At 66.9% G+C, this 23,761-nt stretch carries 25 protein-coding genes; 17 read left to right on the top strand and 8 right to left on the bottom strand.

Annotation, left to right across the window (positions count from 1 at the left end; genetic code table 11):
* Positions 1–19: 19 nt before the first annotated feature.
* The 11 genes from dmsR to IEV64_RS15025 all read left to right on the top strand — a co-directional run bounded on the left by dmsR (position 20) and on the right by IEV64_RS15025 (position 9,885).
* The gene (gene dmsR / locus IEV64_RS15075) at positions 20–661 is read left to right on the top strand and encodes a dimethyl sulfoxide reductase transcriptional activator DmsR (protein ID WP_188424278.1); all 642 of its coding nucleotides are present in this window, start codon (positions 20–22) and stop codon (positions 659–661) included.
* A 133-nt stretch (positions 662–794) separates the two neighbouring features.
* A complete protein-coding gene (locus IEV64_RS15070; protein ID WP_007274140.1) occupies positions 795–1,034 on the top strand; it encodes a 4Fe-4S ferredoxin N-terminal domain-containing protein in 240 nt (79 codons plus the stop codon).
* Positions 1,027–3,546 (top strand): molybdopterin-containing oxidoreductase family protein, encoded by a 2,520-nt coding sequence (locus IEV64_RS15065; RefSeq protein WP_188424277.1) that lies wholly within the window; start codon positions 1,027–1,029, stop codon positions 3,544–3,546. Before IEV64_RS15070 ends, IEV64_RS15065 begins: the two co-directional genes overlap by 8 nt.
* A gap of 2 nt (positions 3,547–3,548) precedes the next feature.
* On the top strand, positions 3,549–4,370 hold the full coding sequence (gene dsrO, locus IEV64_RS15060) for a sulfate reduction electron transfer complex DsrMKJOP subunit DsrO (protein WP_007274142.1): 822 nt from the start codon (positions 3,549–3,551) through the stop codon (positions 4,368–4,370).
* Positions 4,370–5,683, top strand: a complete 1,314-nt coding sequence (gene nrfD, locus IEV64_RS15055; RefSeq protein ID WP_007274143.1) for an NrfD/PsrC family molybdoenzyme membrane anchor subunit — start codon at positions 4,370–4,372, stop codon at positions 5,681–5,683. The genes dsrO and nrfD overlap by 1 nt, the downstream gene beginning before the upstream one ends.
* Positions 5,680–6,255: a TorD/DmsD family molecular chaperone gene (locus IEV64_RS15050; protein ID WP_188424276.1), complete on the top strand. Its 576-nt coding sequence runs from the start codon at positions 5,680–5,682 to the stop codon at positions 6,253–6,255. Before nrfD ends, IEV64_RS15050 begins: the two co-directional genes overlap by 4 nt.
* A gap of 152 nt (positions 6,256–6,407) precedes the next feature.
* Positions 6,408–6,881 (top strand): molybdopterin-dependent oxidoreductase, encoded by a 474-nt coding sequence (locus IEV64_RS15045; RefSeq protein ID WP_007274145.1) that lies wholly within the window; start codon positions 6,408–6,410, stop codon positions 6,879–6,881.
* A 4-nt stretch (positions 6,882–6,885) separates the two neighbouring features.
* Positions 6,886–7,683, top strand: coding sequence for a molybdenum cofactor guanylyltransferase (gene mobA / locus IEV64_RS15040; RefSeq protein WP_188424275.1), 798 nt, complete (start codon positions 6,886–6,888; stop codon positions 7,681–7,683).
* Positions 7,680–8,594: an extracellular solute-binding protein gene (locus IEV64_RS15035; RefSeq protein ID WP_188424274.1), complete on the top strand. Its 915-nt coding sequence runs from the start codon at positions 7,680–7,682 to the stop codon at positions 8,592–8,594. The genes mobA and IEV64_RS15035 overlap by 4 nt, the downstream gene beginning before the upstream one ends.
* Positions 8,575–9,384 (top strand): molybdate ABC transporter permease subunit, encoded by an 810-nt coding sequence (locus IEV64_RS15030; protein WP_188424273.1) that lies wholly within the window; start codon positions 8,575–8,577, stop codon positions 9,382–9,384. The genes IEV64_RS15035 and IEV64_RS15030 overlap by 20 nt, the downstream gene beginning before the upstream one ends.
* 75 nt (positions 9,385–9,459) lie before the next feature.
* Positions 9,460–9,885 (top strand): MaoC family dehydratase, encoded by a 426-nt coding sequence (locus IEV64_RS15025; protein ID WP_007274149.1) that lies wholly within the window; start codon positions 9,460–9,462, stop codon positions 9,883–9,885.
* Here the strand turns inward: IEV64_RS15025 and IEV64_RS15020 are convergent, their stop codons facing one another.
* The 3 genes from IEV64_RS15020 to IEV64_RS15010 all read right to left on the bottom strand — a co-directional run bounded on the left by IEV64_RS15020 (position 9,886) and on the right by IEV64_RS15010 (position 12,503).
* Entirely contained in the window at positions 9,886–10,458 is a 573-nt protein-coding gene (locus IEV64_RS15020; RefSeq protein WP_007274150.1) for a hypothetical protein, read from the bottom strand.
* A complete protein-coding gene (locus IEV64_RS15015) occupies positions 10,458–10,823 on the bottom strand; it encodes a hypothetical protein (RefSeq protein ID WP_007274151.1) in 366 nt (121 codons plus the stop codon). The genes IEV64_RS15020 and IEV64_RS15015 overlap by 1 nt, the downstream gene beginning before the upstream one ends.
* 189 nt (positions 10,824–11,012) lie before the next feature.
* Positions 11,013–12,503 (bottom strand): aldehyde dehydrogenase family protein, encoded by a 1,491-nt coding sequence (locus IEV64_RS15010; RefSeq protein ID WP_188424272.1) that lies wholly within the window; start codon positions 12,501–12,503, stop codon positions 11,013–11,015.
* 260 nt (positions 12,504–12,763) lie between these two features.
* Here IEV64_RS15010 and IEV64_RS15005 point away from each other — a divergent pair, with 260 nt between their 5' ends.
* The gene (locus IEV64_RS15005; RefSeq protein WP_049917787.1) at positions 12,764–12,979 is read left to right on the top strand and encodes a hypothetical protein; all 216 of its coding nucleotides are present in this window, start codon (positions 12,764–12,766) and stop codon (positions 12,977–12,979) included.
* 368 nt (positions 12,980–13,347) lie between these two features.
* Positions 13,348–14,358, top strand: coding sequence for an aldo/keto reductase (locus tag IEV64_RS15000; protein WP_188424271.1), 1,011 nt, complete (start codon positions 13,348–13,350; stop codon positions 14,356–14,358).
* 18 nt (positions 14,359–14,376) lie between these two features.
* On the opposite strand, the gene IEV64_RS14995 is transcribed toward IEV64_RS15000, so the two are convergent.
* Positions 14,377–15,396 carry a lipid II:glycine glycyltransferase FemX gene (locus tag IEV64_RS14995; RefSeq protein ID WP_007274156.1) on the bottom strand — a complete coding sequence of 340 codons (1,020 nt, stop codon included), beginning with the start codon at positions 15,394–15,396 and terminating at the stop codon, positions 14,377–14,379.
* 260 nt (positions 15,397–15,656) lie between these two features.
* Here IEV64_RS14995 and IEV64_RS14990 point away from each other — a divergent pair, with 260 nt between their 5' ends.
* Entirely contained in the window at positions 15,657–16,049 is a 393-nt protein-coding gene (locus tag IEV64_RS14990) for a pyridoxamine 5'-phosphate oxidase family protein (RefSeq protein ID WP_188424270.1), read from the top strand.
* 43 nt (positions 16,050–16,092) lie between these two features.
* On the opposite strand, the gene IEV64_RS14985 is transcribed toward IEV64_RS14990, so the two are convergent.
* The 3 genes from IEV64_RS14985 to tenA are packed head-to-tail and all read right to left on the bottom strand — an operon-like array spanning position 16,093 to position 19,102.
* Positions 16,093–17,622 carry a sodium:solute symporter family transporter gene (locus IEV64_RS14985; protein ID WP_007274158.1) on the bottom strand — a complete coding sequence of 510 codons (1,530 nt, stop codon included), beginning with the start codon at positions 17,620–17,622 and terminating at the stop codon, positions 16,093–16,095.
* Positions 17,616–18,440 carry a TenA family protein gene (locus IEV64_RS14980; protein WP_007274159.1) on the bottom strand — a complete coding sequence of 275 codons (825 nt, stop codon included), beginning with the start codon at positions 18,438–18,440 and terminating at the stop codon, positions 17,616–17,618. The genes IEV64_RS14985 and IEV64_RS14980 overlap by 7 nt, the downstream gene beginning before the upstream one ends.
* Entirely contained in the window at positions 18,437–19,102 is a 666-nt protein-coding gene (tenA, locus tag IEV64_RS14975) for a thiaminase II (protein WP_188424269.1), read from the bottom strand. Before tenA ends, IEV64_RS14980 begins: the two co-directional genes overlap by 4 nt.
* Before the next feature lie 212 nt (positions 19,103–19,314).
* On the opposite strand from tenA, the gene IEV64_RS14970 reads away from it, so the two are divergent.
* From IEV64_RS14970 to IEV64_RS14960, 3 genes are all read left to right on the top strand, one after another.
* On the top strand, positions 19,315–19,881 hold the full coding sequence (locus tag IEV64_RS14970; protein ID WP_007274161.1) for a TATA-box-binding protein: 567 nt from the start codon (positions 19,315–19,317) through the stop codon (positions 19,879–19,881).
* A gap of 856 nt (positions 19,882–20,737) precedes the next feature.
* Positions 20,738–21,970, top strand: coding sequence for a Cdc6/Cdc18 family protein (locus IEV64_RS14965; protein ID WP_007274162.1), 1,233 nt, complete (start codon positions 20,738–20,740; stop codon positions 21,968–21,970).
* Between the two features lie 122 nt (positions 21,971–22,092).
* Positions 22,093–23,250, top strand: a complete 1,158-nt coding sequence (locus IEV64_RS14960) for a M20 family metallopeptidase (RefSeq protein WP_188424268.1) — start codon at positions 22,093–22,095, stop codon at positions 23,248–23,250.
* Positions 23,251–23,310: 60 nt separating this feature from the next.
* Here IEV64_RS14960 and IEV64_RS14955 read toward each other — a convergent pair whose 3' ends face one another.
* The gene (locus IEV64_RS14955) at positions 23,311–23,730 is read right to left on the bottom strand and encodes a GlcG/HbpS family heme-binding protein (RefSeq protein WP_007274164.1); all 420 of its coding nucleotides are present in this window, start codon (positions 23,728–23,730) and stop codon (positions 23,311–23,313) included.
* Between the last annotated feature and the right edge of the window lie 31 nt (positions 23,731–23,761).

The raw sequence follows: 23,761 nt of genomic DNA, 5'->3' as shown, positions 1-23,761 counted from the left end.
GTTGACCGACTGACTACCGATGGCTGATTCCACGAGCGGCGTCGCGGAGGCGGGAGCCGACACACCGCGGGAACAACACCTCCAGCTCCGACTGGAAATCGAGCCCGCGAAGCGCTGTTCGTGCCCGTTAGCCAGCCCCAACTCGGCGGTCGAGGACGTCCACACGCACCTCGACGGCGACACCTGCCACGCCGAGGTGACCGTCGACGACGGGACCGACTCGAAGGTGGTTCACACGACGACGAGCGTCGGCGACGACTGTCTCTGTCGGGCGTTCGGGGAGTTCGGATGCGTGCCGCGTATCCGCCGCGCCGACGGGCGGCACATCGTCGTCGAGACGTATCTCTCGGACCGCGAGACGATTTCGACCCTCGTGGGGCGGCTCGACGAGGTGGCCGAGCGCGTCTGTCTCAGGCGGCTCACCTCCGACGGGCGCGGCGATTCGGCCGAGTCGAAGACGGCGACCATCGACCTCTCGTCGCTCACGGCGAAACAGCGCGAGGCGGCGCTCATCGCCGTCCACCACGGCTACTACGAGACGCCGCGGCGGACGGAGTTGGCGGCGCTCGCGGAGGCGCTCGGCATCTCGAAGTCGGCGCTGTCCCAGCGGCTGAACGCGGTGGAAGCGAAGCTCGCAACGGCGGTATTCGACGCCGAGTGACCGCCGAGTCGGCCGAGCGAAAATCGGTAGACAGCTGACGTTCGAGCCGGTCCGCGCGTCGGCGAGTACATAAACTGCTTCATTATCCAGCGGGCGGCCTACCGGGGGAGACCTCCACAGTACGTGTGTACTTATGACCGACCCACAACAGCCGCGACTGACTCCGCTCGACGAGTGGGAGTCGGAAGCGGCGACCATCCTCGACGGGGGCGACTACGACGCCGAGTTGGGACTGCGGATGGCCCGCGACGCGATTCGCGTCTCGAACGGCGAGCTCTCCGACGCGGCGTTCCACGAGAAATATCACGAGGCGGTCGTCGCGGAGTTCGGCGAGGACGCCCGCCCGACCGAACCGGAGGGGTTCGATGAGTGACGACGGACGCGGCTCGAAAGGAGGTGACGACGACGGCGTGTTCAGACGCGACGTGCTGAAAGCCAGCGGGGCCGCGGCCGTCGCGCTCGGACTCGGGGGCGGCGGCTACGCCTCCTCGCTGGCCGAGACCGACACCGAGCCGGCGTCGAGGCAGAACCCCGGTATCGAGAGCTACGTCGGACAGGACGAGGTTATCAGGACGGCGTGCGCGCCGAACTGCCGCGGGAAATGCCCGCTCGAAGCGCACGTCCGCGACGGGCGCGTCAGGAAAATCGAGCCGCAGATTCCCGAAGACGAGCGGTACAAGCGCGCCTGCACCCTCGGGCTGTCGCACACCCAGCGCATCTACAACGCCACGCGGCTCAAGTACCCGATGAAGCGCGTCGGCTGGGAGCCGGGGAGTCCGAACCCCGAGGGCCGCGGCGACGACGCCGAGTTCGAGCGCGTCACGTGGGACGAGGCGCTCGACTACATCGCCGCCGAGATGGAGCGCGTCCGCGACGACTACGGCCCCGAGAGCGTCTACTTCGAGACGGGGTCGGGGAACAACGGCGTCAGCGGCACCATCCAGAGCCGGCTGTCGTCGCTGTTCGGCGGGACCCAGAAGTCGTGGTCCATCGACATCAACGTCGGGCTCGGCTTCAGTCGGCTCGCCGGGGTCGGCTTCTTCAACGTGCCGACCAACGAGGTCGTCGACTGGCGGAACGCGAACACGGTCATCGTCTGGGGGTCGGACATCTTCGCCAGCAACCTCCAACAGGACGCCTCGAAGCTCCTCGACGCGGTCGAAAACGGCGCGAAGCTCGTCTGCGTGGACCCGGTGTACACGAACACCGCCGCGAAGGCCGACCTCTGGCTCCCCATCAAGCCGGGCAAGGACACGCTCCTGACCCTGTCGATGATTAAGACGGTCCTCGACGACGAGACCTACGACACCGAGTTCCTCAGAAGGCGGACGCTCGGGCCGGCGCTCGTCCGCGACGACACGGGCGAACTGCTCGACGCGAGCGACGTGTTCGACGACGTGACCGAGGACCTGCCCGTCGCGGTCAACGAGTCGACGGGCGAGCCGGTCGCGCTCGAACCCGAGACGTACGGCGAGTACGCGCTGTTCGGCGAGTACACCGTCGCCGGCGTCGCCTGCCACACGGCGCTTTCGCTCCTCGAAGAACACGTCGCCGAGTACGACGCCGACGCCGTCGCGGCCGAGGTCGGCATCAACGCCGACAACATCCGAACCGCGGTGCGCTGGCTCGCGACGCGCGGCCCCGGCGGCATCGCCTCCGGTTACGGCGTCGACCGCTACAAGTACGGTCACACCTTCGGGCAGGCGTACGCCATCCTCCTCGGGCTGACCGGCGACTTCGGTCGCCACGGGAGCATTCAGGGGAGCCACCCGCTCGGCGGGTCGTACGACAACGGCGGCTACGACTCCCCCGAGGACGGACCCGGAACGACGTCGCTCCCGCAGACGGACATCCTCACGGCGATGGAGTCCGGCGACCCCTACCAGCTGAAGGTGATGTACTCCCAGGAGTCGAACTTCATCGCCAACCAGATGCCGGACAGACAGCGGTGGCTGGAGGCGTCGAAGAGCCTCGACCTCATCGCCGTCGCCGACATGCACCACACGCCGTCGGTCCAGCACGCGGACATCATCCTGCCCGCGTCCCACTGGTTCGAACGCGAGGACGTCGTGGACACGTGGGGCGGCCACCCGCACATCATGTACCGCCAGCCGGCCCACGACCCGCTGTGGGAGTCGAAGTCCGACCACTGGATGTTGGTCAGGCTGGCCGAACGCCTCGGCTTCGGCGACTACTTCGACCGCGACAAGTCGGCGACGCTTCGAGAACTGCTCGCCCACGACGACGAGGTGGACTACGAGACGCTGAAAGAACAGGGGACGGTGAAGGTGAGCACGCCGGTCGTCAAGTTCACGGGGCCGTTCAACACCCCGTCGGGCCGGCTGGAACTGTACGACGAGGACGCGCCGACCGAAGGCGGCGTCACGCTGGAACTGCCGAAGCACATGGAGAGCCGGACGGCCGACGACTGGGACACGGCGGAGGACTATCCGCTGATGTTCATCCAGAAGCACTCGAAGTGGCGCATCCACTCGCAGTACGAGTACCAAAACTGGCTCCGGGAGATAAACAACGAGCCGCAGTTGGACATCAACCCGAAGGACGCGGCCGCCCGCGGCATTGAAGACGGCGACTACGTCCGCGTCCACAACGACCGCGGCGAGATGGTCGTGAAGGCCAAGGTGAACGACGGCATGCAACCCGGGCTGGTGAACACCGACCAGGGCTGGTGGGGAAGCGACTACGTCCGCGGCCACCACAACGACCTGACGCACACCGACGTGTGTGAGGTGACCGGGAACTTCGCGTTCTACGACACCAGAGTCGAGGTCGAACCGGCCCCGAGCGACGTTGACACGAGCAAGTACACGAGCAATCAGCCGACCGGTTCGGGTGCCACCAGCGCCGGGGCGGGAGGTGACTGAACATGACTAACTACGGCTTAGTAATCGACCAAGAGCGGTGTATCGGCTGTCACGCCTGCGCCGTGACGTGTAAACAGGAGAACAACGTCGGCCTCGGCCAGTACTGGAACCGCGTGCTCACCGAGGGCGGCGACAAGATGGACACGCCGGCCGGGACGTACCCGGAGAACGGCGAGGACGGCACGCTGGAGATGTCCTACCAGCCGACGGCCTGCCAGCACTGCGAGAACGCGCCGTGCGTGAAGGTGTGTCCGGTCAACGCGACCTACACCCGCGAGGACGGCATCGTCGAAATCGACTACGACAAGTGTATCGGCTGTCGCTACTGCATGGCCGCCTGCCCGTACAACGCCCGCGTGTTCAACTGGGACGAACCGCAGACGGTCCCCGAAGACGGGACCGGCGACGTGCCGGCCCGCCCGCAGGGCGTCGTCGAGAAGTGTACGTTCTGTTCCCACCGCGTCGAGGAGGGGCTCGACCCCGCCTGCGTCGTGAACTGCCCGGCGGACGCCCGCATCTTCGGCGACCTCGACAACGAGGAAAGCACCGTCTCGAAGTACATCAGGAAGTACCAGACGACGCGACTGCTCGAAGACCGCGGCACCGACCCGAAGACGTACTACATCCGCGGCGAGATGAGTCCGGGTCGCCCGCAGACCTCCGACAAGATGGAGAGCGAACTCGACGACGTGTCGGTCTGGTCGGAGCCGAAGGACAACGGTCCCGTCGAGGAAAGCGGCGGAAGCGGCGGCGGCGGGTCGCACGGCTCGCTGTCGAACGACGCGCTTCCGCACGTCCCCGCGTTCGAGGGGGGTGACGACTGATGTCGAGAGAGACCGCCTCCTCGCGGTTCGTCGTCCCCGAGTTCGGGAGCGCCGGGAAGCTCTGGGTGGGCTTTCTCGCCGCGCTCGTCGTAGTCGGCGTCGCCGCGTGGGCCTATCAGCTCACCACCGGCCTCGTCGTCACGGGGATGCGCAACGTGTTCTCGTGGGGGCTGTACATCATGATGTTCGTCCTGTTCGTCGGGCTGTCGGCCGGCGGGCTCATCATCTCCAGCGCGCCGAAGTTCTTCCACTCGCACCGCTACGAGGGGTTCGCCCGCCTCGGGGTGCTGGTGAGCCTCGCGTGCATCACCGTCGCCGGGCTCCTCATCCTGCCCGACATCGGTCGCCCCGAGCGCCTCTACCAGTTTTTCACCTCGCCCGACTTCCGGTCGCCGATGGTGTGGGACTTCGGTATCGTCGTCCTCTACGGCGCGCTGAACCTCTGGTACCTCTGGCTCCTGACCCGCCGCGACCTCGCGGCTCGCGGGTCGCGGCTGGCGCTCGGCGTCGAGGACACGGAGGCCGGCCGCGAGCGCGACCGGACGCTCATGTTCTGGACCGCCGCCGTCGCACTGCCGACCGCGGTCGCGCTCCACTCGGTCACCGGGTGGATTTTCGCCACGCAAATCGGCCGCGGCGACTGGTTCAGCCCGCTCGTCGCGCCGGTGTTCATCGCCAAGGCGCTCGTGTCCGGGCTCGGCCTGCTGTTGGTCGTCTCCGTCCTCGCCTCGCGGTTCACCCGCTTTACCGTCGACCGCGAGGAACTGACGAGCCTCGGGAAGGTGCTCGGCATCTTCCTCGCGTTCCACGTCGTCTACCTGCTCGCCGCCGAGCGCCTCCCGCACGCGTGGGCCGACCACTTCGGGTTCTGGGCCATCACGGGGAGCTTCCTCATCGGCGAGTCGGCGTACTTCTGGCTCTGGACGGTCGTCGGCGGGGCGGTCCCGCTGGCGATGCTCGCGCTCCCGTCGTTCCGCGAGCGCGTGTCGGTTATCTTCACCGCCAGCGCCCTCGCGGTGTTCGGGACGACGTTCGAGGGGGTTCGACTGGTGTTCACGGGCTACGAGGCGGCCAACATCGACGCCGCCCCCGGCATCTCCGTCGGCGGCGAGTACGCCGGGGTGACGACCGACATCTGGGCGAGCGCGGGGTCGTACACGCCCACGCTCGTCGAGATTGCGGTCACCGCGGGCGTCATCGCCATCGGCGCGCTCATCGTCACCTTCGGACTCCGGTACGTCCCGATTCAAGCCGAGAACGAATCGACCGCGGTGGCGACCGACGGCGGCGAAACGCGGGGGGAAGGCCGATGAGCGAACCCGCCGCTCGAACCCCGACCGAGGGGAACGACGCGACCGGCGACGCCTTCGAGTCGGCCCGGACGGCGACGTATGCGGTCCTCGCGGCCTGCTGGCGCGAGCCGACAGAGCGACTGGTCGAGGTCGCAAACGACGGCGAGCTATCGGCGCTGTTCGGCCCGCTGGAGTCGATCGAACTCCACGCGCTTCGGAGCGAGTACGCCCGGCTGTTCATCGGCCCGGCCGGCCCGCCGTGTCCGCCCTACGAGAGCGTCTACCGCGACAAGAAGAGCGACGACGAGTTCGGCGAGGTACTGGGGCCGGCGACGGCGGCCGTCGAGCGATGGTATCAGGCGTTCGGCGTCGAGCACCGACCCGAACAGCGCGACCTGCCGGACCACGTGGCGACGGAACTGGAGTTCTGCGCGTACCTCGCCGAACACGGCCGCGACGACCGCCTCGACCAGTTCCGCGACGAACACCTCACGCGGTGGGTCGGCGACCTCTGTGACCGGGTCGAAGCCGAGACGCGGTCGCCGTTCTACGCGGCGCTCGCCCGGACGACGCGGGAGGTGGTCGCCGACTGACTCACAGCCGAGTTGAAACCGTCGAACCGAACACAACCGCCAGTTCGCTCCCGAACCGAGTCGCCCCGACTTTCCCGGCCTGTTTAAAGGCCTTAATTATCAGAGGTTACATACACCGTCAGAGTCAACCAATATCGAACTAGTGAGTACGCATGCACGCACAACGCCACCGGTCGCGGCCGGCGACCCCCCTCTCCGAGTCGATTCTCGTCTGCGGCGACAGCGGGGTCTCGTTGTCCGGGCCGGAGCTACGCGGGTTGCCCGCCGAGGACCGGACGGTGACGGTCGCGTGCGCGTCGGGGACCCGGCACACCGCGACGTGGACCGGGATTCCGGTCTTCGACCTCTTTGCCGACGCCGGCCTCGACGACGAGACGACGCACCTCGTGGTCGAGAGCGCCGACGGCTATCGGGTCTGCATCGACGTGTACGCCGCGTTCGACGCCGTCGTCGCCTACGCCCGCGACGGGACACCCATCCGCGAGGAACACGACTACGAGACGCGGTTTATCGCGCCGGACGTCGACGGGTCGCGGACGGTGAAAGGCGTCCGCGCCGTCGAGGCGCGCGCGCTCGACCCCGCGACCGACCCCGAATCGCTCGAAGACATCTTCAAGAAGCCCTGACCAGATGACGCGAGAGAGACAGAATCGACCGAGCCGGACGGACGTGCCGACCGCGGTGAATGTGTCGACCGTGTCGGACACAACGGCCGCGCCGACAGCGCCGACAACGCCGGACGCGACGGCCGTCGTCCTCGCCGGCGGCGAGAGCACCCGCTTCGGACACGGACACAAGGCCCTCGCGACGCTCGACGGGGAGTCGCTGATTCGGCGCGTCGTCGGGACGCTCCGAACCGTGACGGGTCGCCCACCGATAGTCGCGGTTCGGACCGCCGACCAGCGCGAGCGCCTCGCCGCGGCGCTCCCGGCGGCGTGGGACGTTCGGTTCGTCCGCGACGCCGAGAGGCTGTCCGGCCCGCTCGCCGGCGTCAGCGCGGCCGCCTCGGCGGCCGAGACCCCGTGGCTGTTCGTCGCCGGCTGTGACATGCCGCTTCTCGAACCGCACGCGGTCGCGGCGCTGTTCGAGCGCGCCGCCAGTCGAAACGGCGACGGCGACCGCCTCATCTCCGCGGACGGTGACCGCCCCGCCTCTACCGGCGGCGACCGTTCCGTCCCGCCGGCCATCGTCCCCGTCTCCGAGCGGGGTCACGAACCGCTCCACGCCCTGTACCGTCGGTCTGCGGTCCGAGACAACGTCTCCGAACTCGCCCCCGACGACGGCCTCGGGGCGCTTTTGGACCGACTCGACGGCGTCGAGTACGTCGGGTTCGACGCGCTTCCCGCGAGCGTCGGCCGGTCGGTGACGAACGTGAACACGCGCACGGAGTTGGCGCGGGTCGCCGCCGGATGTGAGGTGCGGCGATGAGTCGTGACGCGCGGGGTGCGTCGAGCAGACGGGCGTTCCTCGCGTCCGTCGGGGGGACCGCGGCGGCCAGTCTCGCCGCGACGGCGGGCTGTCTCGGCCGGGGCGGGTCGACGCCGACCGTGTCGGTTCTCGCCGCCGGAAGCCTCCAGCGGGCGCTCACCACCGAGTTCGAAGCGCCGGAGGGGACCCGATTCGAGGTCGAGGCCCACGGCTCAGCGCGCGTGGCTCGGATGGTCGCCGACGGCCAACGCAACCCAGATATCGTCGCGCTCGCGGACCCGACGCTGTTCGACGCGCCGCTTTCGGTCCCGTGGTACGCCACGTTCGCCAACAACGCCCTCGTCGTCGCGTACAACCCGCAGACCGACGGCGGAACGCGGGTCGCCGAAGCCGCGTCGTGGCCCGACGCCCTCCTCGACGACGCGGTCAGCCTCGGCCGAACCGACCCCGACCTCGACCCGCTGGGCTACCGGACGCGGTTCGCGCTCGCGCTCGCGGCCGACTACTACGACCGGCCGGCGCTCGCCGACGACCTGCTCCGCCGCGACCAGATTTACCCCGAGACGCAACTGCTCGCGCAGTTCGACGCCGGCGGCGTCGACGCGGCGTTCGTCTACCGGAGCATGGCCGTCGAGCGCGGCTACCCGTCTCTCGAACTCCCGGCCGCAATCAACCTGAGCGACCCCGAACACGCGTCCGCATACGAGACGGCTTCCTACACGCTTCCGGACGGCGTCACCGTCCGCGGCGGCCCGATTCGGTACGCCGCGACGCGCCGCACCGACACGGCGGCGGCGAAGTCGGTGTTCGAGGCGCTCGTCGGAACCGCCGGCGACTTCCTCGAACCCTCCGGGTTCACCGTTCGCGAGAGCCACCCACACTACTTCGGAGATGTCCCACCGACAGCCTAACCGCCGCGAGCGCGGCGTCACGCGACTCCTGCCCGAGACGTGGCGAGGCCTGACGCTGGTTCTCGCCGGGATGCTCCTCGTCTACTACCTGCTTCCCATCGGCGCGCTCGTCCTCGCGCAGTCGCCGGCGTCGCTGGCCGCCGACGTGACGAGCGAGGTCGTCCTGACCGCCGCGACCAACTCCGTCGTCGCGGCGGCGCTCAGCACGCTTGTCGCCGTCGCCTTCGGCGTCCCGCTGGCCTACTGGCTCTCGCGCACGTCGTTCCGCGGCCGGGACGTGATTCTGGCGCTGGTGATGCTCCCGCTCGTGCTTCCGCCGGTCGTCAGCGGGATGTTACTCCTCAGACTCGTCGGCCCCGCGGGGCTCGGCCAACTGACGAGCGTCCCCCTCACGCGCTCGCTGGTCGGGGTCGTCCTCGCGCAGACCTACGTCGCCTCGCCGTTTCTGGTCGTGACCGCGAAGACGGCCTTCGACGGCGTGGACAGGCAACTCGAAGCGGCGGCCCGCTCGCTCGGCGAGAACCGAATCGGGAGCGTCCGGCGCGTGACGCTCCCGCTGGCGAAACAGGGCATCCTCGCCGGCGTGACCCTGACGTTCGCGCGGGCGATGGGCGAGTTCGGCGCGACGCTCATGCTGGCGTACTACCCGCGGACGCTCCCGGTGCAAATCTGGGTGTCGTACCTCTCGACCGGCCTCGACGCCGCGTTCCCCGTCGCGCTCGTCCTCGTCTCCATCGCCGTCGGCGCGATTCTCTTGGTCCACGCGCTGGGGACGAACCCGTGGGAGTGAGGGCGAGCGAAACCGCGGCATTACAAAACCGCGTCGCACCCGAGGATTGAGTTCGGCGGCCGTCGAAGCGACCGTATGCCAGTCGCGACCGTCGGCGACCGCGCGGTATCGGAGCGCGCCGTGACCGAGGAGACTATCGACCGGTTCGCCGAGGTGTCGGGCGACGAGAACCCGATTCACCTCGACGCGGAGTACGCCGCCGAGACGACGTTCGGCGGGCGCATCGCCCACGGGATGCTCGCCGCGTCGGTCGTCAGCGCCGCGCTCGCGCGGCTTCCGGGCGACATCGTCTACCTCTCGCAGGACCTCTCCTTCGAGCGGCCGGTCCGCCCCGGTGACACGGCGGTCGCCGAGGTGGCCGTGGTCGAGTCGCTCGGCGGCGACCGACTCGCCGTCGAGACGACCGCGAGCGTCGGCGACGAGACGGTCGTCTCCGGCGAGGCCGTCGTGTTATCGCTGGCGCACGACGGGACGGGAGAAACGGAGGACGGCGGTCGGTAGTTACGACTCCGAGGTCCGCAACAACTGCGCGACGTAGGGACTGTTCCCCCAGCTTCGGTGCGGGGAAATCGTCGTGAGAAGCGTTCTCGCCTCGGCGCGCGTCATGTGACCGTTGCGGGCGTAGTCGCAGACGAGCCGCGGCGTCGGGACGATTCGCGGGCCGCGCAGGACGGCGTGAACGAGCGCGAAGTTCGTTCCCCCGAACTCATCGGTGAGAAAGCCGTCGACGGCGAGCGCGTTCGCGAGCACGATACCGTCGGTCTCTCCGTCGTCGAGGCCGAACGTCGGGCGCTCGCCGGGCGTGTCCGCCCGTCCGTACGGGTCTTCGACCGCGTAGTAGTCTCTCGCGGCCAGCACGTTCGTCGCCGCCGCACCGTGGATGTCCGAGTACTGTGCGATGTCGCGCAGTTCCGCGACCACTTCGGGCGGCGCGGACACGTCACACGACGTGAGCACGTACTGAAGCGGGTCCGGAGCCGCGGAACTGTCGTAGTCGGGGTCCGCACGGGGAACCGCGAGGCTCACGAGCGCGCTCGTGTCGGCGACCGCCGTCCGGAGACGTGGACCGCTCATCACTCGTCGGCGTCACGAGCATCGGCCGTCGTCGCCTCCCCGCCGTAGATGTCGACGTTCTCGGGTGCGGCCAAGTCCAGTGGCTCGCCTTCGAGGTCCGCTTTGAGCAGGCGGAGCCGCTGGGCCGTCTCGGCTCCGACGAGCTGTTTGACCGTCTCGAAGTCGAGCTGGTCGTCGTAGTACTTCGTCGCGACCAGTTCTTGGACGGTCTCGCTGTGGGCGGTGTCCTCGATGTAGTCGCGGATGGCCTCTACGAGGAGGTCGGTCCGGTCCTTGTCGAAGAGGTCCGCGAGCGCGTCGAGACGCTCGACGAGGTACTCGGGCGACTGAAAGTGGACTCGACGGGGGTCGTCGCTCGCGCTCATCTCGTGTGCAAGTTCTGCACACAGACGAATAACGGTTTCGTCGCGTTGCACACAGCTTGCACACGAGATTCGGCGCGGAGGGAACTCAGGGAACCCAGTCCTGTTCAAACAGAGAGACGCAAGAGAAGGTCCACGACTTCAGTCGTGGGTTACTAACCGCAGTTCTCACTCAGTTCGGCGTCACCCGGCTTACAGCGGGTAGTCGCGCGGTTCGCGCTGGAGCGAAATCCACTTGTCCTCGGTGATTTCGTCGAGGAAGGCGTCGCTGTTGTAGGTGCCGACGCCGGAGGCTCCGATGCCGCTGAACGGGACGTGCGCCTCGTCGTTGATGGGCTGGTCGTTGACGTGGACGTTGCCGGTCTCCATGCGGAGGGCGATTTCCTTGCCCGCGGCGAGGTCGCCGGCGTGGACCGACCCGGAGAGGCCGTACTCGGTCGCGTTGGCGAGTTCGACCGCCTCGTCGACGTCCGAGAACGGAATGACGGGCGCGATGGGACCGAAGTGCTCGTTGCAGGCCGCCGCCATGTCGTTCGTCACGCCCGAGAGGACGGTCGGTTCGACGACCAGCGAGTCGTCGACGCCGTCGAGGTCGGCCGTCGAGCCGCCGGTTTCCAGCGTCGCGCCGGCGTCGACCGTCTCCTCGACGTAGCCCAGCATCTCGTCGCGCTGGGACTCGTCGATGATGGGACCGACGACCGTGTCGTCCTCGTGGGCGGAGCCGACGGGTAGCTCCGCGGCCCGCTCGGTCAGCTTCTCGACGTACTCGTCGTAGACCGACTCGTGGACGATGTGGCGGTTGATGGAGATACAGACCTGCCCCTGATGGACGAAGCTCCCGAAGACCGCGGCGTCGACCGCGCGGTCGACGTCCGCGCCCTCGGTCACGATGTGGGCGTTGTTGCCGCCGAGCTCCATCGCGGGCACGGCGAGGTTCTCGCCGGCGATGCCGGAGACGCGCTTGCCGACCTCGGTCGAGCCGGTGAACGCCACCACGTCGCTCTCGGGGTGGCCGGCGACGCGGTCGCCGATTTCGGAGCCGCGGCCGGTGACGACGTTGACGACGCCCTCGGGGAGGTCGGTCTCCTCGAACAGCTTGGCGAACAGCAACCCGCCCGTGATGGGCGAGTTGGTCGACGGCTTCAGCACGACCGCGTTCCCCGCGGCGACCGCGGGCGCGACCGCCCGCATCGACAGGTTCAGCGGGAAGTTCCACGGCGAGATGACCGTCACCACGCCTTTCGGATTCTTCTGGACGATGTTCTCCTTGCCGGGGATGTTAGAATCGACGTGCTCGCCCCGCATCCGGCGCGGAAGCGTCGCCGCCTCGCTCGCGTGGTCGGTGGCGATTTGGACGGACGTCTCGCCCATGATGCGCGAGCCGCCGACCTCGTGTGCGAGGAGGTCGATAATCTCCTCTTCGTACTCCCGCAGTTTCTGGAGGAACTGCTCGACGACCTCCTGACGTCGCGCGGGCGGCGCCTCGGCCCACGACTCCTGTGCTTCGGCGGCCGCTTCGTAGGCGGCGTCGACGTCGGCCTCCGTCCCGCGAGGGACGTGCGCAATCGTCTCGCGGGTCGACGGGTCCTCGACCGCGATGCTCTCACCGCTCTCACTGTCGGTCCACTCGCCGTCGATGTACAGCGCGTTCCAGTCGGCGTCGGTGGCGATGTCGTCGACCATGTGCAGTCGTGCGTTGGTGACTGCGGGATAAATGGGGCCGTAATGGGGAGAAGGGCTTGGGTTGCAACAACCTCAAAAGCGTCTGTCCCTATGACGCCCGACCGACGGTGCGGGGTTCCACAGTAACAGCGTACGAAAAAGGCGGGTGACAGCGTACGAAAAAGGAGGATAACAGCGTACGAAAAAGGTGGGTAAACGAAACACCCGAACCGACACCACCTTCTTTACCGAGCGTTCCGTGGTCGCGAACAGAGGACTCGATGACATCGAAACAGGGTGGACACACACCGCTTTCTCCTCGCGCGACGCGAGCGTTCGAGCACCTTCGGCCCCTCGTCGCCGACCGCGACGCCGGGATGCCCGTGACCGACGCGCGCCGCCGGGTGCGCTCGGCGGGCGAAGACCCCGAGGCCGTCGACGAACTCCTGAACAAGGGGTATCTCTACGAAGTCGAAGGCGACGTGTACGTGACGTGACGGCCAGCGCACCGGCCTGACCGGAACCCGACGGCGGGCCACCGTACCGGCCCGGACGCGAAGGAGTGCGAGGCCGACCGCCCCGCGACTCGCTCGCAGAGGGCGGATACCCTGCGACACGCGAGCATTTTCGACTATATAGCTCCCGTTCGACTCGTGAGACCCACGTATTCGGCATGAGAACCGCGGGGTGCCACGAGAGACGCGCACCGAGAGCGAGACCCGCGGCGTGTATCGTGAAGAGCGACGAACTGGTCGCGCCAACCGCTGATTCGCACCAACGCTGACGGCGGAACGCGGGGCGAATCACCCCGGCTCACTTCCGGCTACCCAACGTTTTTGCGTCGATTCGGCGTATCTGTGCGGGCATGACGACACTCGAAGACATCGACCTAGACTTCGTCCCGTTCGGGGAGACGGGCCTCCAGACGAGCGAACTCCAGTTCGGGACGTGGCGGTTCGGCAAGGAGACCGAACAGGGGAACGTCGAAATCGACGAGGAGCGCGCGCACGAACTCCTCGACGCCTACGAGGCGGCCGGCGGGCGCTTCATCGACACCGCCGACGTGTACGGCGGCGGCGCGAGCGAGCGCTGGATCGGCGACTGGCTCGAAGACCGAGACCGAGAGCGGTTCACCATCGCCTCTAAGATCTACTGGCAGATTCGAAGCGGCGACCCGAACAGCCTCGGGACGAACCGGAAGAACATCCGCCATCGCATCGACGCCCTGCTCGACCGCCTCGACACCGACTACGTGGACGTGCTCTACATCCACCGCTGGGACGACGAGACGCCCACGCGCGAGATGATGAAGACGCTCAACGGCCTCGTCGAAGACGGGAAGGTCCACTACCTCGGCGCGTCGACGCTCCGACCGAACGCGTGGAAGGTGGCGAAGGCGAACGAAATCGCCCGCGCCGAGGGCTGGGAACCGTTCACCGTCGCACAGCCGCGGTACAACCTCGTCGACCGCGAAATCGAGGGAGACTACTTGGAGATGACCCGCTCGTACGGCATCGCGGTGTGCCCGTGGAGCCCGCTCGGACAGGGCTTCCTCACCGGGAAGTACACCCGCGAGGAGGGCCTCACCGGCGAGTCCCGCGCCGCGGAGTCCAGTCGGTTCGAGGACTCCTACCTGACCGAGGAGAACTTCGACGCGCACGACGAACTCGACGCGGTCGCCGAGGAAGTCGACGCGACGCCCGCACAGACGGCGCTCGCGTGGCTCATGCACCGCGACGGCGTGACCGCCCCCATCGTCGGCGCGCGCACGGTCGAACAGCTGACCGAGAACCTCGAAGCCGCCGCCATCGACCTCAGCGACGAGCAGGTCGACCGCCTGACCGAGGCGAAGCCCGACCCCTACGCGGGGCTCTAAGGGTCTTTCCGGGGAGTGTTACACTCCCTCGCGAATCGTCTTGTAGAGGTGCGCGAGCGTCTTCATCCCCGCCGCGTTCCGTTCGAGGCTGTAGAAGGGGTGGAGCTCGGGGTTGAATTTCGCCTTGTATCGGTTGATGCGGCGGTTGTTCGCGCCGACGAGGTCGTAGGTCGTCCGCCCGCGGTCCATCGCGTCGCGCATGATGCGCCAGTCCAGCAGGTCGTTGATGGCGAGGTCGGAATCGACGTCCGTCCGGACGCCGCCTTGCCACCGCGAGACCGTCTCCTTGTAGTCGATGACGAGGATTCCGCCGGCGAACTCGCCGTCGATACGGAGGACGTAGGGGCGAACCTGCCCCTCCGGGAGAGTGGTGTAAAGGTCCCTGACGAACTCCGATGTCGACCGATAGGAGATACCTTGAGACTCGTAGCGCGAGGCGACCTGTTCGACGATTTGCTCGATTTCTTCGAGTCCGCCCTCCTCGATGGTGTACGCGTCGTCGGGCGCGTTCCGGATGTTCGACCGGGCGTCACTGCTGAAGCTCATGAACACGTCGTCGACGCCGGGCGAGAGGTCGACGTGGTAGGTGTACTGCGGCGTTATCGCGTAGTCGTTCCAGGAGAACGCTCTGAGGTCGTCGTACCGGCCGTCGAGGCGAATGTGAGTGTAGCGCGGTCGAATCTCCTCGCGGACCCAGTCGAGGCAGTCGTCGATGAACTCGTGGTGTCGGCCCTCGCGCTTTCGCTGTTTCATGTGGTCCATGTTCAGGAGGACCGGGCCGAGGTACGCGACTCGGAGCTCCGGCGGCGGTGAGAACACCGTCGCTATCGGTCCCTTGTTGATGCGAAACAGCGGGAACAGCCCGACGACTTCCTCGCCTTTTCGTCCGACGAGCGGAACCAACTCCGCGCCGGCGTGTGCCGCCTGAATCTCCAGCGCGTCGTACTGATGGAACGCGTTGCCATGCGGGGACTGTTCGACGAACGCGTCCCAGCCGTGGACGTCGTCTCCAGTCGCCCGCCGAACCTCGATACTCATGAGTAAGGTGCCTGAACTGTCGCGTCTGACCGCTTTGTTATGCACCCGTTATACGGGTGATTGCACCCGATTTGAACGCGTCACAACCGCGTCACGGCGGGCGTTAATAGAATATTTCTGATAAGAATTCGAAGAGGGCGCGAGCGTTCACGAGTCGAGAGTCGGCGGGACGGGAGGAAACCGTCGGATCGGGGACTACCCTCGCGTTTGTAAATATAGGTCGGAGCCACCGTTTTACTCCGAGAGAGCCATTTCTAACCATGACCGGCCTCTCCGAACGCGCCGCGGCGCTCGTCACGAGCGAACCGCTCATGGCGCACCTCGCGACCAGCGTCGACGACCGCCCTCACGTCGCCCCCGTCTGGTTCGACTACGCGGCCGACCGCGGGGTCTTCGAGGTGCTCACGTCGGGTCGAAAGCTCGAAAACGTCCGCGAGAACCCGCGCGTCGCGCTCTCCATCCAGAAAGACGAGCGGGGACAGGCGCAATGGAAGGTGACGGTTCTCGGGACGGCCACCGTCGTCACCGACGAGGACGCCCTGCGAGACGCCACGCGGCGAATCAACCGGAAGTACGGGGCCGAGGAGTCGGCGTGGCCCGAAAACGAGTTGGTCCGAATCTCGGTGGGGACCGCGACCGTCAGCGAGTACTGAGGCGGGCGGTCGGAAGGCCCCGCGTCAGTCGGACGACGGTGTCTCAGTCGGACGACGGCGCGTCGCTTCGGCCGTCGTCGAACCGCCGAATCTCCCGCGAGAGTCGATTGAGGTCGAATCCGGCGTCCGCGAGTCGGGCGGCGACGAGCGACGCCGCCGTCGACACCACGAACGCCCCGCCGAAGGAGGTGAGATACAGCGGGTCGGCGGCGGGGAGCAGGCCGCCGACGACCGGAATCGACGTGATGACGCCGCGGAGGTCGGGGAAGAACGCGAGGCCGACGGCGAGCCCGGTGAGACTGCTCGCGAGCGCGCCGAGACCGGTGATTCGCGTCGAGTACAGCCCGTAGACGAGCGGGAAGGCGACGGCCGCGCCGAGCAGGTCGGCGAAGAAGAACAGCCGGAGGACGCTCTGAGCCCGGAGGCTGACGTAAATCGCGGCGATTGCGACGGCGATTGTGAGCGCCCGCGACCCGAGCGCGAGACGGCGGTCGCTCGGTTCCGCGAGCAGGCGGGCGAGGTCCGCGGTCACGAGGCTCGAAAGCGCGTTGAACAGCGTGTCGATGGAGCTCATCACGAGCAGGAGCGCGAGGAGGACCGCCGCGAGGACGAGCCACTCGGGGAACGCCTCGCCGAGGAGGACGAAGAAGGCGGCGTCGGCGTTGTAGCCCGCGCTCGCGGGGTCGGTGACGACGGCGGCGTTGCCGACCGCGACGACGCCGAAGAAGGCGGTGATGAACACGATGGCACCGTTGGCGAGCGCCGCGGTCCGGAAGCTCCGCTCGACCGTCTCCGACGAGTCGGCCGCGTAGATGCGTTGCCACCACGTCTGGTTGATGAGTTCCGCGCCGAGGATGGCGAACGCGAGCGCGAGACCGAACTGGAGGCCGGCGACCGCGCCGAGGTCGAGGAGCGCGGGATTCGTCGCCGTGATGCCGTCGATGGCCGCGGCGGGACCGCCGAGCGCGACGAGCGCGCCGGCGAACGCGAGGAGTAAGAGCGGGATGACGACGACCGCTTGGACCGCGTCGGTCGCGATGCTGGCCCGGAGGCCGCCGTAACTCGTGTACAGCAGGACGAAGCCGCCGACGAGGAGCGCGGTCTGCCACTGCGGGACGCCGGCGACGAGCGAGAGCGCGCCCGCGATGCCGGTCAGTTCGGCGGCGAGGAAGATGAACATGTAGAGCGCGCTCACGAGGAGGACGAAGGCGTACATCGCGGTGCCGTAGCGGGCGTGCGCGTACTCGGTCAGCGAGTGGCCCTCGGGGATGAGGTCCCGGATTCGCGGGCCGAGGCGGGCGTAGACGAGCATCGGGACGGCCTCGCCGACCGCGTAGCCGACGACGGCGGCGATACCGAAACTCGCGCCCGCTTCGGGAGCCGAAAACAGCACCCAGACGCCCATGACGGACGCGACGAGCGTCGCCGTCGTTCGCCGACTCCCGGTGGAGTCGCGGGCGCTGATGAGGTCCTCGACGGAACCGACGCGGCCGCGGGAGAACCACACGCCGACGCCCGTAAAGGCGACGAGCGTGGCGACGGTCAGCCCGAGCGCGACGGTCGAACTCACCATCGGCCGTCACCCGGTCGCGAGGAACCGCGACTCAGTTCGTACGCCTCGTCGAAGAACGCGACCTCCAGTTCGACCGTGCGACGGAACAGCTGTTCGAGCCGCCGTTGTCGGCGCGGCGAGGCGGCCGCCCCCTCGCGGTCGAGTTCGGTCCGGAGCCACTCGACGAACGCCGCGAAGTCGTCGACTGCGTGGAGGTCGACCCACTCGGAGAGGTAGAACCGCGAGGGCGATTCGTCGGGGTGACTGCCGGCGTCGGCCGCGGCGGTCGCCCACGACAGGTAGACCCACTCGGCGGGGACGAGCACCGCCAGCGTCTCGGCGTACCCGCCCTGCCCCCCGGCGCGTTCGAGGAGGTCGATGAAGGCGCGCGTCGTCGGCGTGGTTTTCGGGTCCGCGTAGACCGACTCGGGCACGTCGAGCGCGTCGAACGCCCGGAGGAAGTAGTCGTCTTCGTCGTCGGTGAGGACGCCGAGGAACGAGACGAGTTCCGACTTCGACTCCATGGTCGGCGCGGTGCCGACGGCGTGGCCGAAGACGCCGACGAGCGTCTCCACGAAGGCGTAGTCCTGCACGAGGTACTGCCTGAACACGTCGTCTGCGAGTTCGTCGGCGGCGAGTTCGCGCGTCAGTCGGTGTGCGGTCGCGTCGTCCCACGAGTCGCCCGCGCGCTCGCGGAGCCAGTCGGTAAAGCGCGGGTCCGACCGCGACGCGGCGAACTCGTCGTACGTCTCGGGGGCCGACGAGTCCGTGTCGGGTGAATTGGACGAGCCAGCCGAGTCGGGCGAACCAGTCGATTCGGGCGAATCCGCGCCGGTCATAGCGGCCACTCCTCTTGCCGCCACGCGGCGTCCCAAAACAGGTACTCGTACTGCGCCGACGTGCGGAACAGGTCGCGGAAGCGCTCGCGGTCCGATTCGGTGGCGCTCGCGGCCACGTCGTCCATGAGCGACTTACACCAGTCGGTGAGCTCGGTGAACTCGTCGCCGGCGTACATCTCGACCCACGCGGCGTACTGATCGTGGTCCGGAACGCCCGCGTCGGCGAGTCGGCGACCCGTCTCGTTGAACCCCCACATACAGGGGAGCAGGGCGGCGACGATATCGCCGAACGAGCCGAGCGTCGCGGTGCGAACGAGGAAGTCCGTGTAGGCGCGGGTCGTCGGCGACGGCGTCGTCGCTTCGAGGTCTGCGGTGTCGATGCCGAACTCGGCGGCGTAGCTCCGGTGGAGGTCCATCTCCTCGTTGACGGTCGATTCGAGGAGGCTCGCGAACGTCCCCATCGAGTCGAACGTCGGGGCCTTCGCGGCACCGAGCGCGAAGAGGCGACTGTACTCGACGAGGTAGACGTAGTCCTGCCGCACCCAGTAGCGGAACGGCCCCTCGTCGAGGATCCCCTCCCCGAGTCGGGCGACCATCGGGTGGTCGAGGATGGCCGACCAGAACTCGTCGGCCTCGTCGCGAATCGTGTCTGTGAACGCCATAGCGAGTAATCGGAGAAGACGCTGAAAAGAATTATGATGAGGTGGTATTCATTGGTTGTTCAGTGCGCAAGAAACCCGAATTCCCGGTTTTCGTATCGCGGGCCAGCCATCGACTTCGTCGTGTGTTTCGATTGTTTCGCAGTTGTCCGGTGAGTAACGCGGGTGAACGACCCTGGTAGTTTAACACGACCGAGTGTCAACGAGTTCACAATATGTCGCACGTGAACGCCGTCGGGTCAATCGAGATTCAGAACGTCGTCGCTTCGACGGAAGTCCCGCTCGAACTCGACCTCGAACGCCTCTCACTCGATATGGACGGAACCGACTACGACCCGGAGAACTTCCCCGGACTCGTGTACCGAACCCGTGACCCGAAGTCGGCGTGTCTCGTCTTCCGGTCGGGGAAAATCGTCTGTACCGGCGCGAACAGCGTGGGCGACGTGAGCACGGCCATCGAAACGCTGTTCGGCGAGTTCGCCGACCTCGGTGTTCCGATTCCCGACGAGCCGGATATCACGGTTCAAAACATCGTGTCGAGCGCCGACCTCGGGGCGGCGCTCAACCTGAACGCGTTAGCTATCGGTCTCGGTCTCGAAGCCGTCGAGTACGAACCCGAGCAGTTCCCCGGACTCGTCTACCGCCTCGACGAACCGAGCGTCGTCGTCCTGATGTTCGGAAGCGGGAAAATCGTGATTACGGGGGCGAAGCGGGTCGCCGACGCTGAAGCCGCCCTCGAAACCGTCGACGAGGACGTCCGCGAACTCGGACTACTCGGGTGAGCGCTCGGCAGGTACTCGGCAGGTACTCGGGAGATGTTGCGGGACGGGGTGCCGTACTGACGTGGTGGCGTGGCTGGGAGGGTGTGGACTGGGAGTCGGTTGACTAGTCCCTGATTCGTTGTTTGTTGTGTTATTATGTTGTCTAGTACCATATTATTCAATTATTGTGTTACTGTGTTGTTGTGTTGAGTAGTAGAACTAGTAGTCTAGCTACTAGTGATAGTTTGGTGTGCTAGTTAGGAGAACAGCATTAGGAGAACATTTGCAGAACGTTAGGAGAGCAGTATCGCGCCGTTCGATATGTGTCGAGAAGCCGTGGCCGGTCTTCGAGATGTGGGTGTCGTTCACGATTTGCCCGTCTGCGCTTGGGAGCACACACACACACCACCCTCGCGTTTGTAACGGCTACGCCAGTCCCTAGGGGAATTCGACACACCCCCCTCGCGTTTGTAAATCTAGGGGCAAAAAACACCGATAATCCTCCGCTCTCCGACGCACACCCACACCGATTCGCGTTACATTCGCGAGGGTGGTGTGTCTGCACGGCCGCTTCCGTCGCTCGACGTTACAAACGCGACGGTACTCCCCCGTTCGATTACAAACGCGAGGGTGGTCTCTCGGAGACCGAGTTACAAACGCGAGTGTACCCCCACCCACCGTGTGTTCCTCGTGGCTGTCTCGCCCGTTACAAACGCGAGGGTGGTGTCTGACGGTCTTACTTGCGCGATACTACTCGTTGATCGTCGAGTACAAAATCAGGACCGAAATACCGCTCAAACGCCCGTATTTGTCGCTGTTACAAACGCGAGTCCACCCCTTCACCTTTATTAGGGGTGAGTATGAATACCGAACTCACATGACATCGGACGAGAGCGAGGGTGGGACTCGCGACCCGCTGTTCCGTTACGACCAACCCATCTTCGCGAACGAGGATATCCTCAAAATCTCTCATCTCCCCGGTCCCGACAAGATCGTCGGCCGCGACGAGCACATGTCGAAAGTCGCACAGGCGCTCAACCCCGCCATCTTCGGACGCGAACCGACCCACCTGTTCATCTTCGGGAAGACGGGGTCGGGCAAGACGCTCACCGCCCGCCTCGTGAGCGAGCGGCTCCAACACGAGGCGGTCCGCGAGGACGTCGACGTCCGCATCGCCGTCATCGACTGCGGCGAACAGCACACCGAGGCGTCGGTCATCAAGACGCTCGCCTCGCAGGTCAACGACCCGTCGAAAAGCGGAATGACGATTCCCGAACGCGGGCTGTCGACCGGCGACTACTACAACCGGCTGTGGCAGGTGCTCGACACCTGTTCGGACGTGACCATCGTCATCCTCGACGAAATCGACATGCTCCGCGACGACGAGGTGCTCCGGAAACTCTCGCGCGCGGGCGAGAATCAAAAGATTGTGGACTCGCGCATCGGCATCATCGGCATCTCGAACAAAATCGACTACCCCGAGGAACTCACGGAGCGCGTCAAGTCGAGTTTCGCCCACGACGAACTCGTCTTCCCGTCGTACGACGCGAACCAGCTCCGCGAAATCCTCGAAAACCGGAAGGACGCGTTCAAACCCAGCGTGCTCACCGACGACGTGATTCCCCTCGCCAGCGCGCTCGCCGCCCAGGAACACGGCGACGCCCGGAAGGCGATTGACATCCTCCGGAACGCCGGCCGCATCGCGCGAAACGAGAGCGCCGAGACCGTCACCGACGACCACGTGCGGGCGGCCAAGGAGAAAAGCGAGGCCGACCGCTTCAGCGAACTCCTCGAAGGGACCGCCACGCAGTCGAAAGCCGTCCTCTACTCGCTGGTCCTCCAGACCGGCGGCCGAAAGACCGCCGAGATAACGACGAACAAGATTTACCGACAGTATCTCACCGTCGCCGACGACCTCGACATGGACCAGCTCTCCGAGCGTCGCGTACAGGAACTCCTACAGGAACTCGACTTCCTCAACGTCATCCAGTCGGAGGTCCGCGGCCGCGGCCGCGGGCAGGGCGTCCACGGGACCCACCGCCTCCTCGAAGACCCGGACATCGTCAAGCGGGTGCTCCTCCGGGACAGCCGTATCTCCACGCTCGAATAGCGACGCGCGACGCGCGATCCGCAGGTCCGCGCAGGCTCTCGAACGCTGTCGGCCGCGTCGGAAAAAAGCTACCGCACGAACCATTATCCCGCGTCCGTCTCTGTCGATAGACGACCGAAATCATGGACGAGGAGTTACTTTCGTTGCTCACGAGTCTCGTCGAAATCGAGACCGAGAACCCGCCGGGAGACGAGGCGGCGGCGGCGAACTTCGTGTACGACTGGCTCGAATCTCGGGGCGTCTCGGCGACGCTCGTCGAGGAACCGTTCCCCGACCGCCCGCAGGTCGCCGCCCGCGTCGGCGAGGGAGAACCCTCGGTCGTCCTCAACGGCCACCTCGACGTGGTCCCGGCCGGCAACCGAGACCAGTGGGACCATCCGCCGTACGAGCCGACCGTTCGAGACGGCAGACTGTACGGTCGCGGGAGCGCGGACATGAAATGCGGCGTCGCCCTCGCGATGCTCGCGACGGTCGAGTTCGCCGACGCGCTCGACGCAGGTGACCTCGACGGCTCGCTCGTGTTCCACGCCGCGGTCGGCGAGGAGACGGCCGAACCGGGGACGAAGACGCTCCTCGAACGCGGCTACGACGGCACCTACGGGGTCGTGCTCGAACCCACGTCGTTGCGGACCGCGACGAGCGCGAAGGGTCTCGGTTGGTACGAAATCTCGGTCGGCGGCGACCCGTCGCACGCGAGCCGCCCCGACGAGGGGAACAACGCGATACAGAACGCCCGACTCGTTCTCGACGCACTCGAAGCGTACGACGAGGAGATTCGAGCGCGCTCCGACTCGCTCGTCGGTCACCCGACCGCGACGGTCACGCGGTTCGAGGCGGGGACGAAGGAGAACGTCGTCCCGGAGAGTGCGACGATAACGGTCGACAGACGGTTCGTCCCTTCGGAGTCCGTCGAGGAGGTCGACGCCGAAATCGACGCCCTACTCTCCGACGTCGCGGTCGAACACGACCTGCGCGTCGAGTGGACGCGAACGCGGGTCTACGAATCCGCGGCGGTTCCGACCGACGGCGACATCGCGGCGCGCTTTCGGGACGCGGCCGCCGAGCGGGCGGACATCGACCCCGAGCCGTGGGGTATTCGGGCGGCGACCGACGTCCGGAACCTCGTCAACGACGCCGGGATGGACGCGATTACGTGGGGGCCGGGGTCGATGGCGCAGGCCCACGCCTACGACGAGTACATCGAACTGTCGGAGGTCGAGGCAGGCTACGACATCCTCCGCGCGGCGCTCCGCGGGCTGTTCGAAGACGGCGGGAACTGACGGTCCGAACGTCGGCCCTCGGCCGAACGACTCGAAAAAAGCGGCTGACGACGACTTCGATTATTCGACGAGTTCTTCGAACCGCTCGACCGCGGCGCTCGCGACCGCCATGTCTTCGGACACCTCGCCGCCGCTGACGCCGACGGTTCCGACGATTTCGCCGTCGACTTCGAGGGGATAGCCGCCGCCGAAGACGACGAGTCGGTTCTCGTCGGTCGTCTGGAGGCCCCAGAGCGACTCGCCGGGGGTGGTCGGCTCGGCGAGTTCGTGGGTTGGCGTCTGGAGCGCGGCCGCCGTGTACGCCTTGTTCCGAGAGATGTCGACGCTCGCGAGCCACGCGTCGTCCATTCGGTGCTGTGCGATGAGGTTACCCTCCGGGTTCGCGACCGTAATCACCATTCGCAGTCCCATCGACTCGGCCTCCGCTTCCGCCGCCTCGATGAGTACCTTCGCAGTCTCGAGATTGATTGCATCGGACATATCGCTTCGTCGAAACGGGTCTCGACGACCC

Origin of the sequence: Haloferax sulfurifontis (assembly GCF_014635105.1) — an archaeon.
GTDB classification, from domain to species: domain Archaea; phylum Halobacteriota; class Halobacteria; order Halobacteriales; family Haloferacaceae; genus Haloferax; species Haloferax denitrificans.
This window is presented reverse-complemented; position numbering and strand designations above follow the sequence as displayed.

Bases quoted from the DNA above. Each gene is read 5' to 3' on its own strand.
- IEV64_RS15000 (WP_188424271.1), top strand. From the start codon at position 13,348: ATGACGACACTCGAAGACATCGACCTAGACTTCGTCCCGTTCGGGGAG.
- IEV64_RS14985 (WP_007274158.1), bottom strand. From the start codon at position 17,622: ATGGTGAGTTCGACCGTCGCGCTCGGGCTGACCGTCGCCACGCTCGTC.
- IEV64_RS15005 (WP_049917787.1), top strand. From the start codon at position 12,764: ATGACATCGAAACAGGGTGGACACACACCGCTTTCTCCTCGCGCGACG.
- IEV64_RS14995 (WP_007274156.1), bottom strand. From the start codon at position 15,396: ATGAGTATCGAGGTTCGGCGGGCGACTGGAGACGACGTCCACGGCTGG.
- IEV64_RS15050 (WP_188424276.1), top strand. From the start codon at position 5,680: ATGAGCGAACCCGCCGCTCGAACCCCGACCGAGGGGAACGACGCGACC.
- IEV64_RS15015 (WP_007274151.1), bottom strand. From the start codon at position 10,823: ATGAGCGCGAGCGACGACCCCCGTCGAGTCCACTTTCAGTCGCCCGAG.
- IEV64_RS15070 (WP_007274140.1), top strand. From the start codon at position 795: ATGACCGACCCACAACAGCCGCGACTGACTCCGCTCGACGAGTGGGAG.
- IEV64_RS14965 (WP_007274162.1), top strand. From the start codon at position 20,738: ATGACATCGGACGAGAGCGAGGGTGGGACTCGCGACCCGCTGTTCCGT.
- nrfD (WP_007274143.1), top strand. From the start codon at position 4,370: ATGTCGAGAGAGACCGCCTCCTCGCGGTTCGTCGTCCCCGAGTTCGGG.
- IEV64_RS14990 (WP_188424270.1), top strand. From the start codon at position 15,657: ATGACCGGCCTCTCCGAACGCGCCGCGGCGCTCGTCACGAGCGAACCG.
- IEV64_RS15035 (WP_188424274.1), top strand. From the start codon at position 7,680: ATGAGTCGTGACGCGCGGGGTGCGTCGAGCAGACGGGCGTTCCTCGCG.
- mobA (WP_188424275.1), top strand. From the start codon at position 6,886: ATGACGCGAGAGAGACAGAATCGACCGAGCCGGACGGACGTGCCGACC.
- IEV64_RS15020 (WP_007274150.1), bottom strand. From the start codon at position 10,458: ATGAGCGGTCCACGTCTCCGGACGGCGGTCGCCGACACGAGCGCGCTC.
- tenA (WP_188424269.1), bottom strand. From the start codon at position 19,102: ATGGCGTTCACAGACACGATTCGCGACGAGGCCGACGAGTTCTGGTCG.
- IEV64_RS15030 (WP_188424273.1), top strand. From the start codon at position 8,575: ATGTCCCACCGACAGCCTAACCGCCGCGAGCGCGGCGTCACGCGACTC.
- IEV64_RS14970 (WP_007274161.1), top strand. From the start codon at position 19,315: ATGTCGCACGTGAACGCCGTCGGGTCAATCGAGATTCAGAACGTCGTC.
- IEV64_RS14980 (WP_007274159.1), bottom strand. From the start codon at position 18,440: ATGACCGGCGCGGATTCGCCCGAATCGACTGGTTCGCCCGACTCGGCT.
- IEV64_RS14955 (WP_007274164.1), bottom strand. From the start codon at position 23,730: ATGTCCGATGCAATCAATCTCGAGACTGCGAAGGTACTCATCGAGGCG.
- IEV64_RS15025 (WP_007274149.1), top strand. From the start codon at position 9,460: ATGCCAGTCGCGACCGTCGGCGACCGCGCGGTATCGGAGCGCGCCGTG.
- IEV64_RS15045 (WP_007274145.1), top strand. From the start codon at position 6,408: ATGCACGCACAACGCCACCGGTCGCGGCCGGCGACCCCCCTCTCCGAG.
- IEV64_RS14960 (WP_188424268.1), top strand. From the start codon at position 22,093: ATGGACGAGGAGTTACTTTCGTTGCTCACGAGTCTCGTCGAAATCGAG.
- IEV64_RS15010 (WP_188424272.1), bottom strand. From the start codon at position 12,503: ATGGTCGACGACATCGCCACCGACGCCGACTGGAACGCGCTGTACATC.
- dsrO (WP_007274142.1), top strand. From the start codon at position 3,549: ATGACTAACTACGGCTTAGTAATCGACCAAGAGCGGTGTATCGGCTGT.
- IEV64_RS15065 (WP_188424277.1), top strand. From the start codon at position 1,027: ATGAGTGACGACGGACGCGGCTCGAAAGGAGGTGACGACGACGGCGTG.
- dmsR (WP_188424278.1), top strand. From the start codon at position 20: ATGGCTGATTCCACGAGCGGCGTCGCGGAGGCGGGAGCCGACACACCG.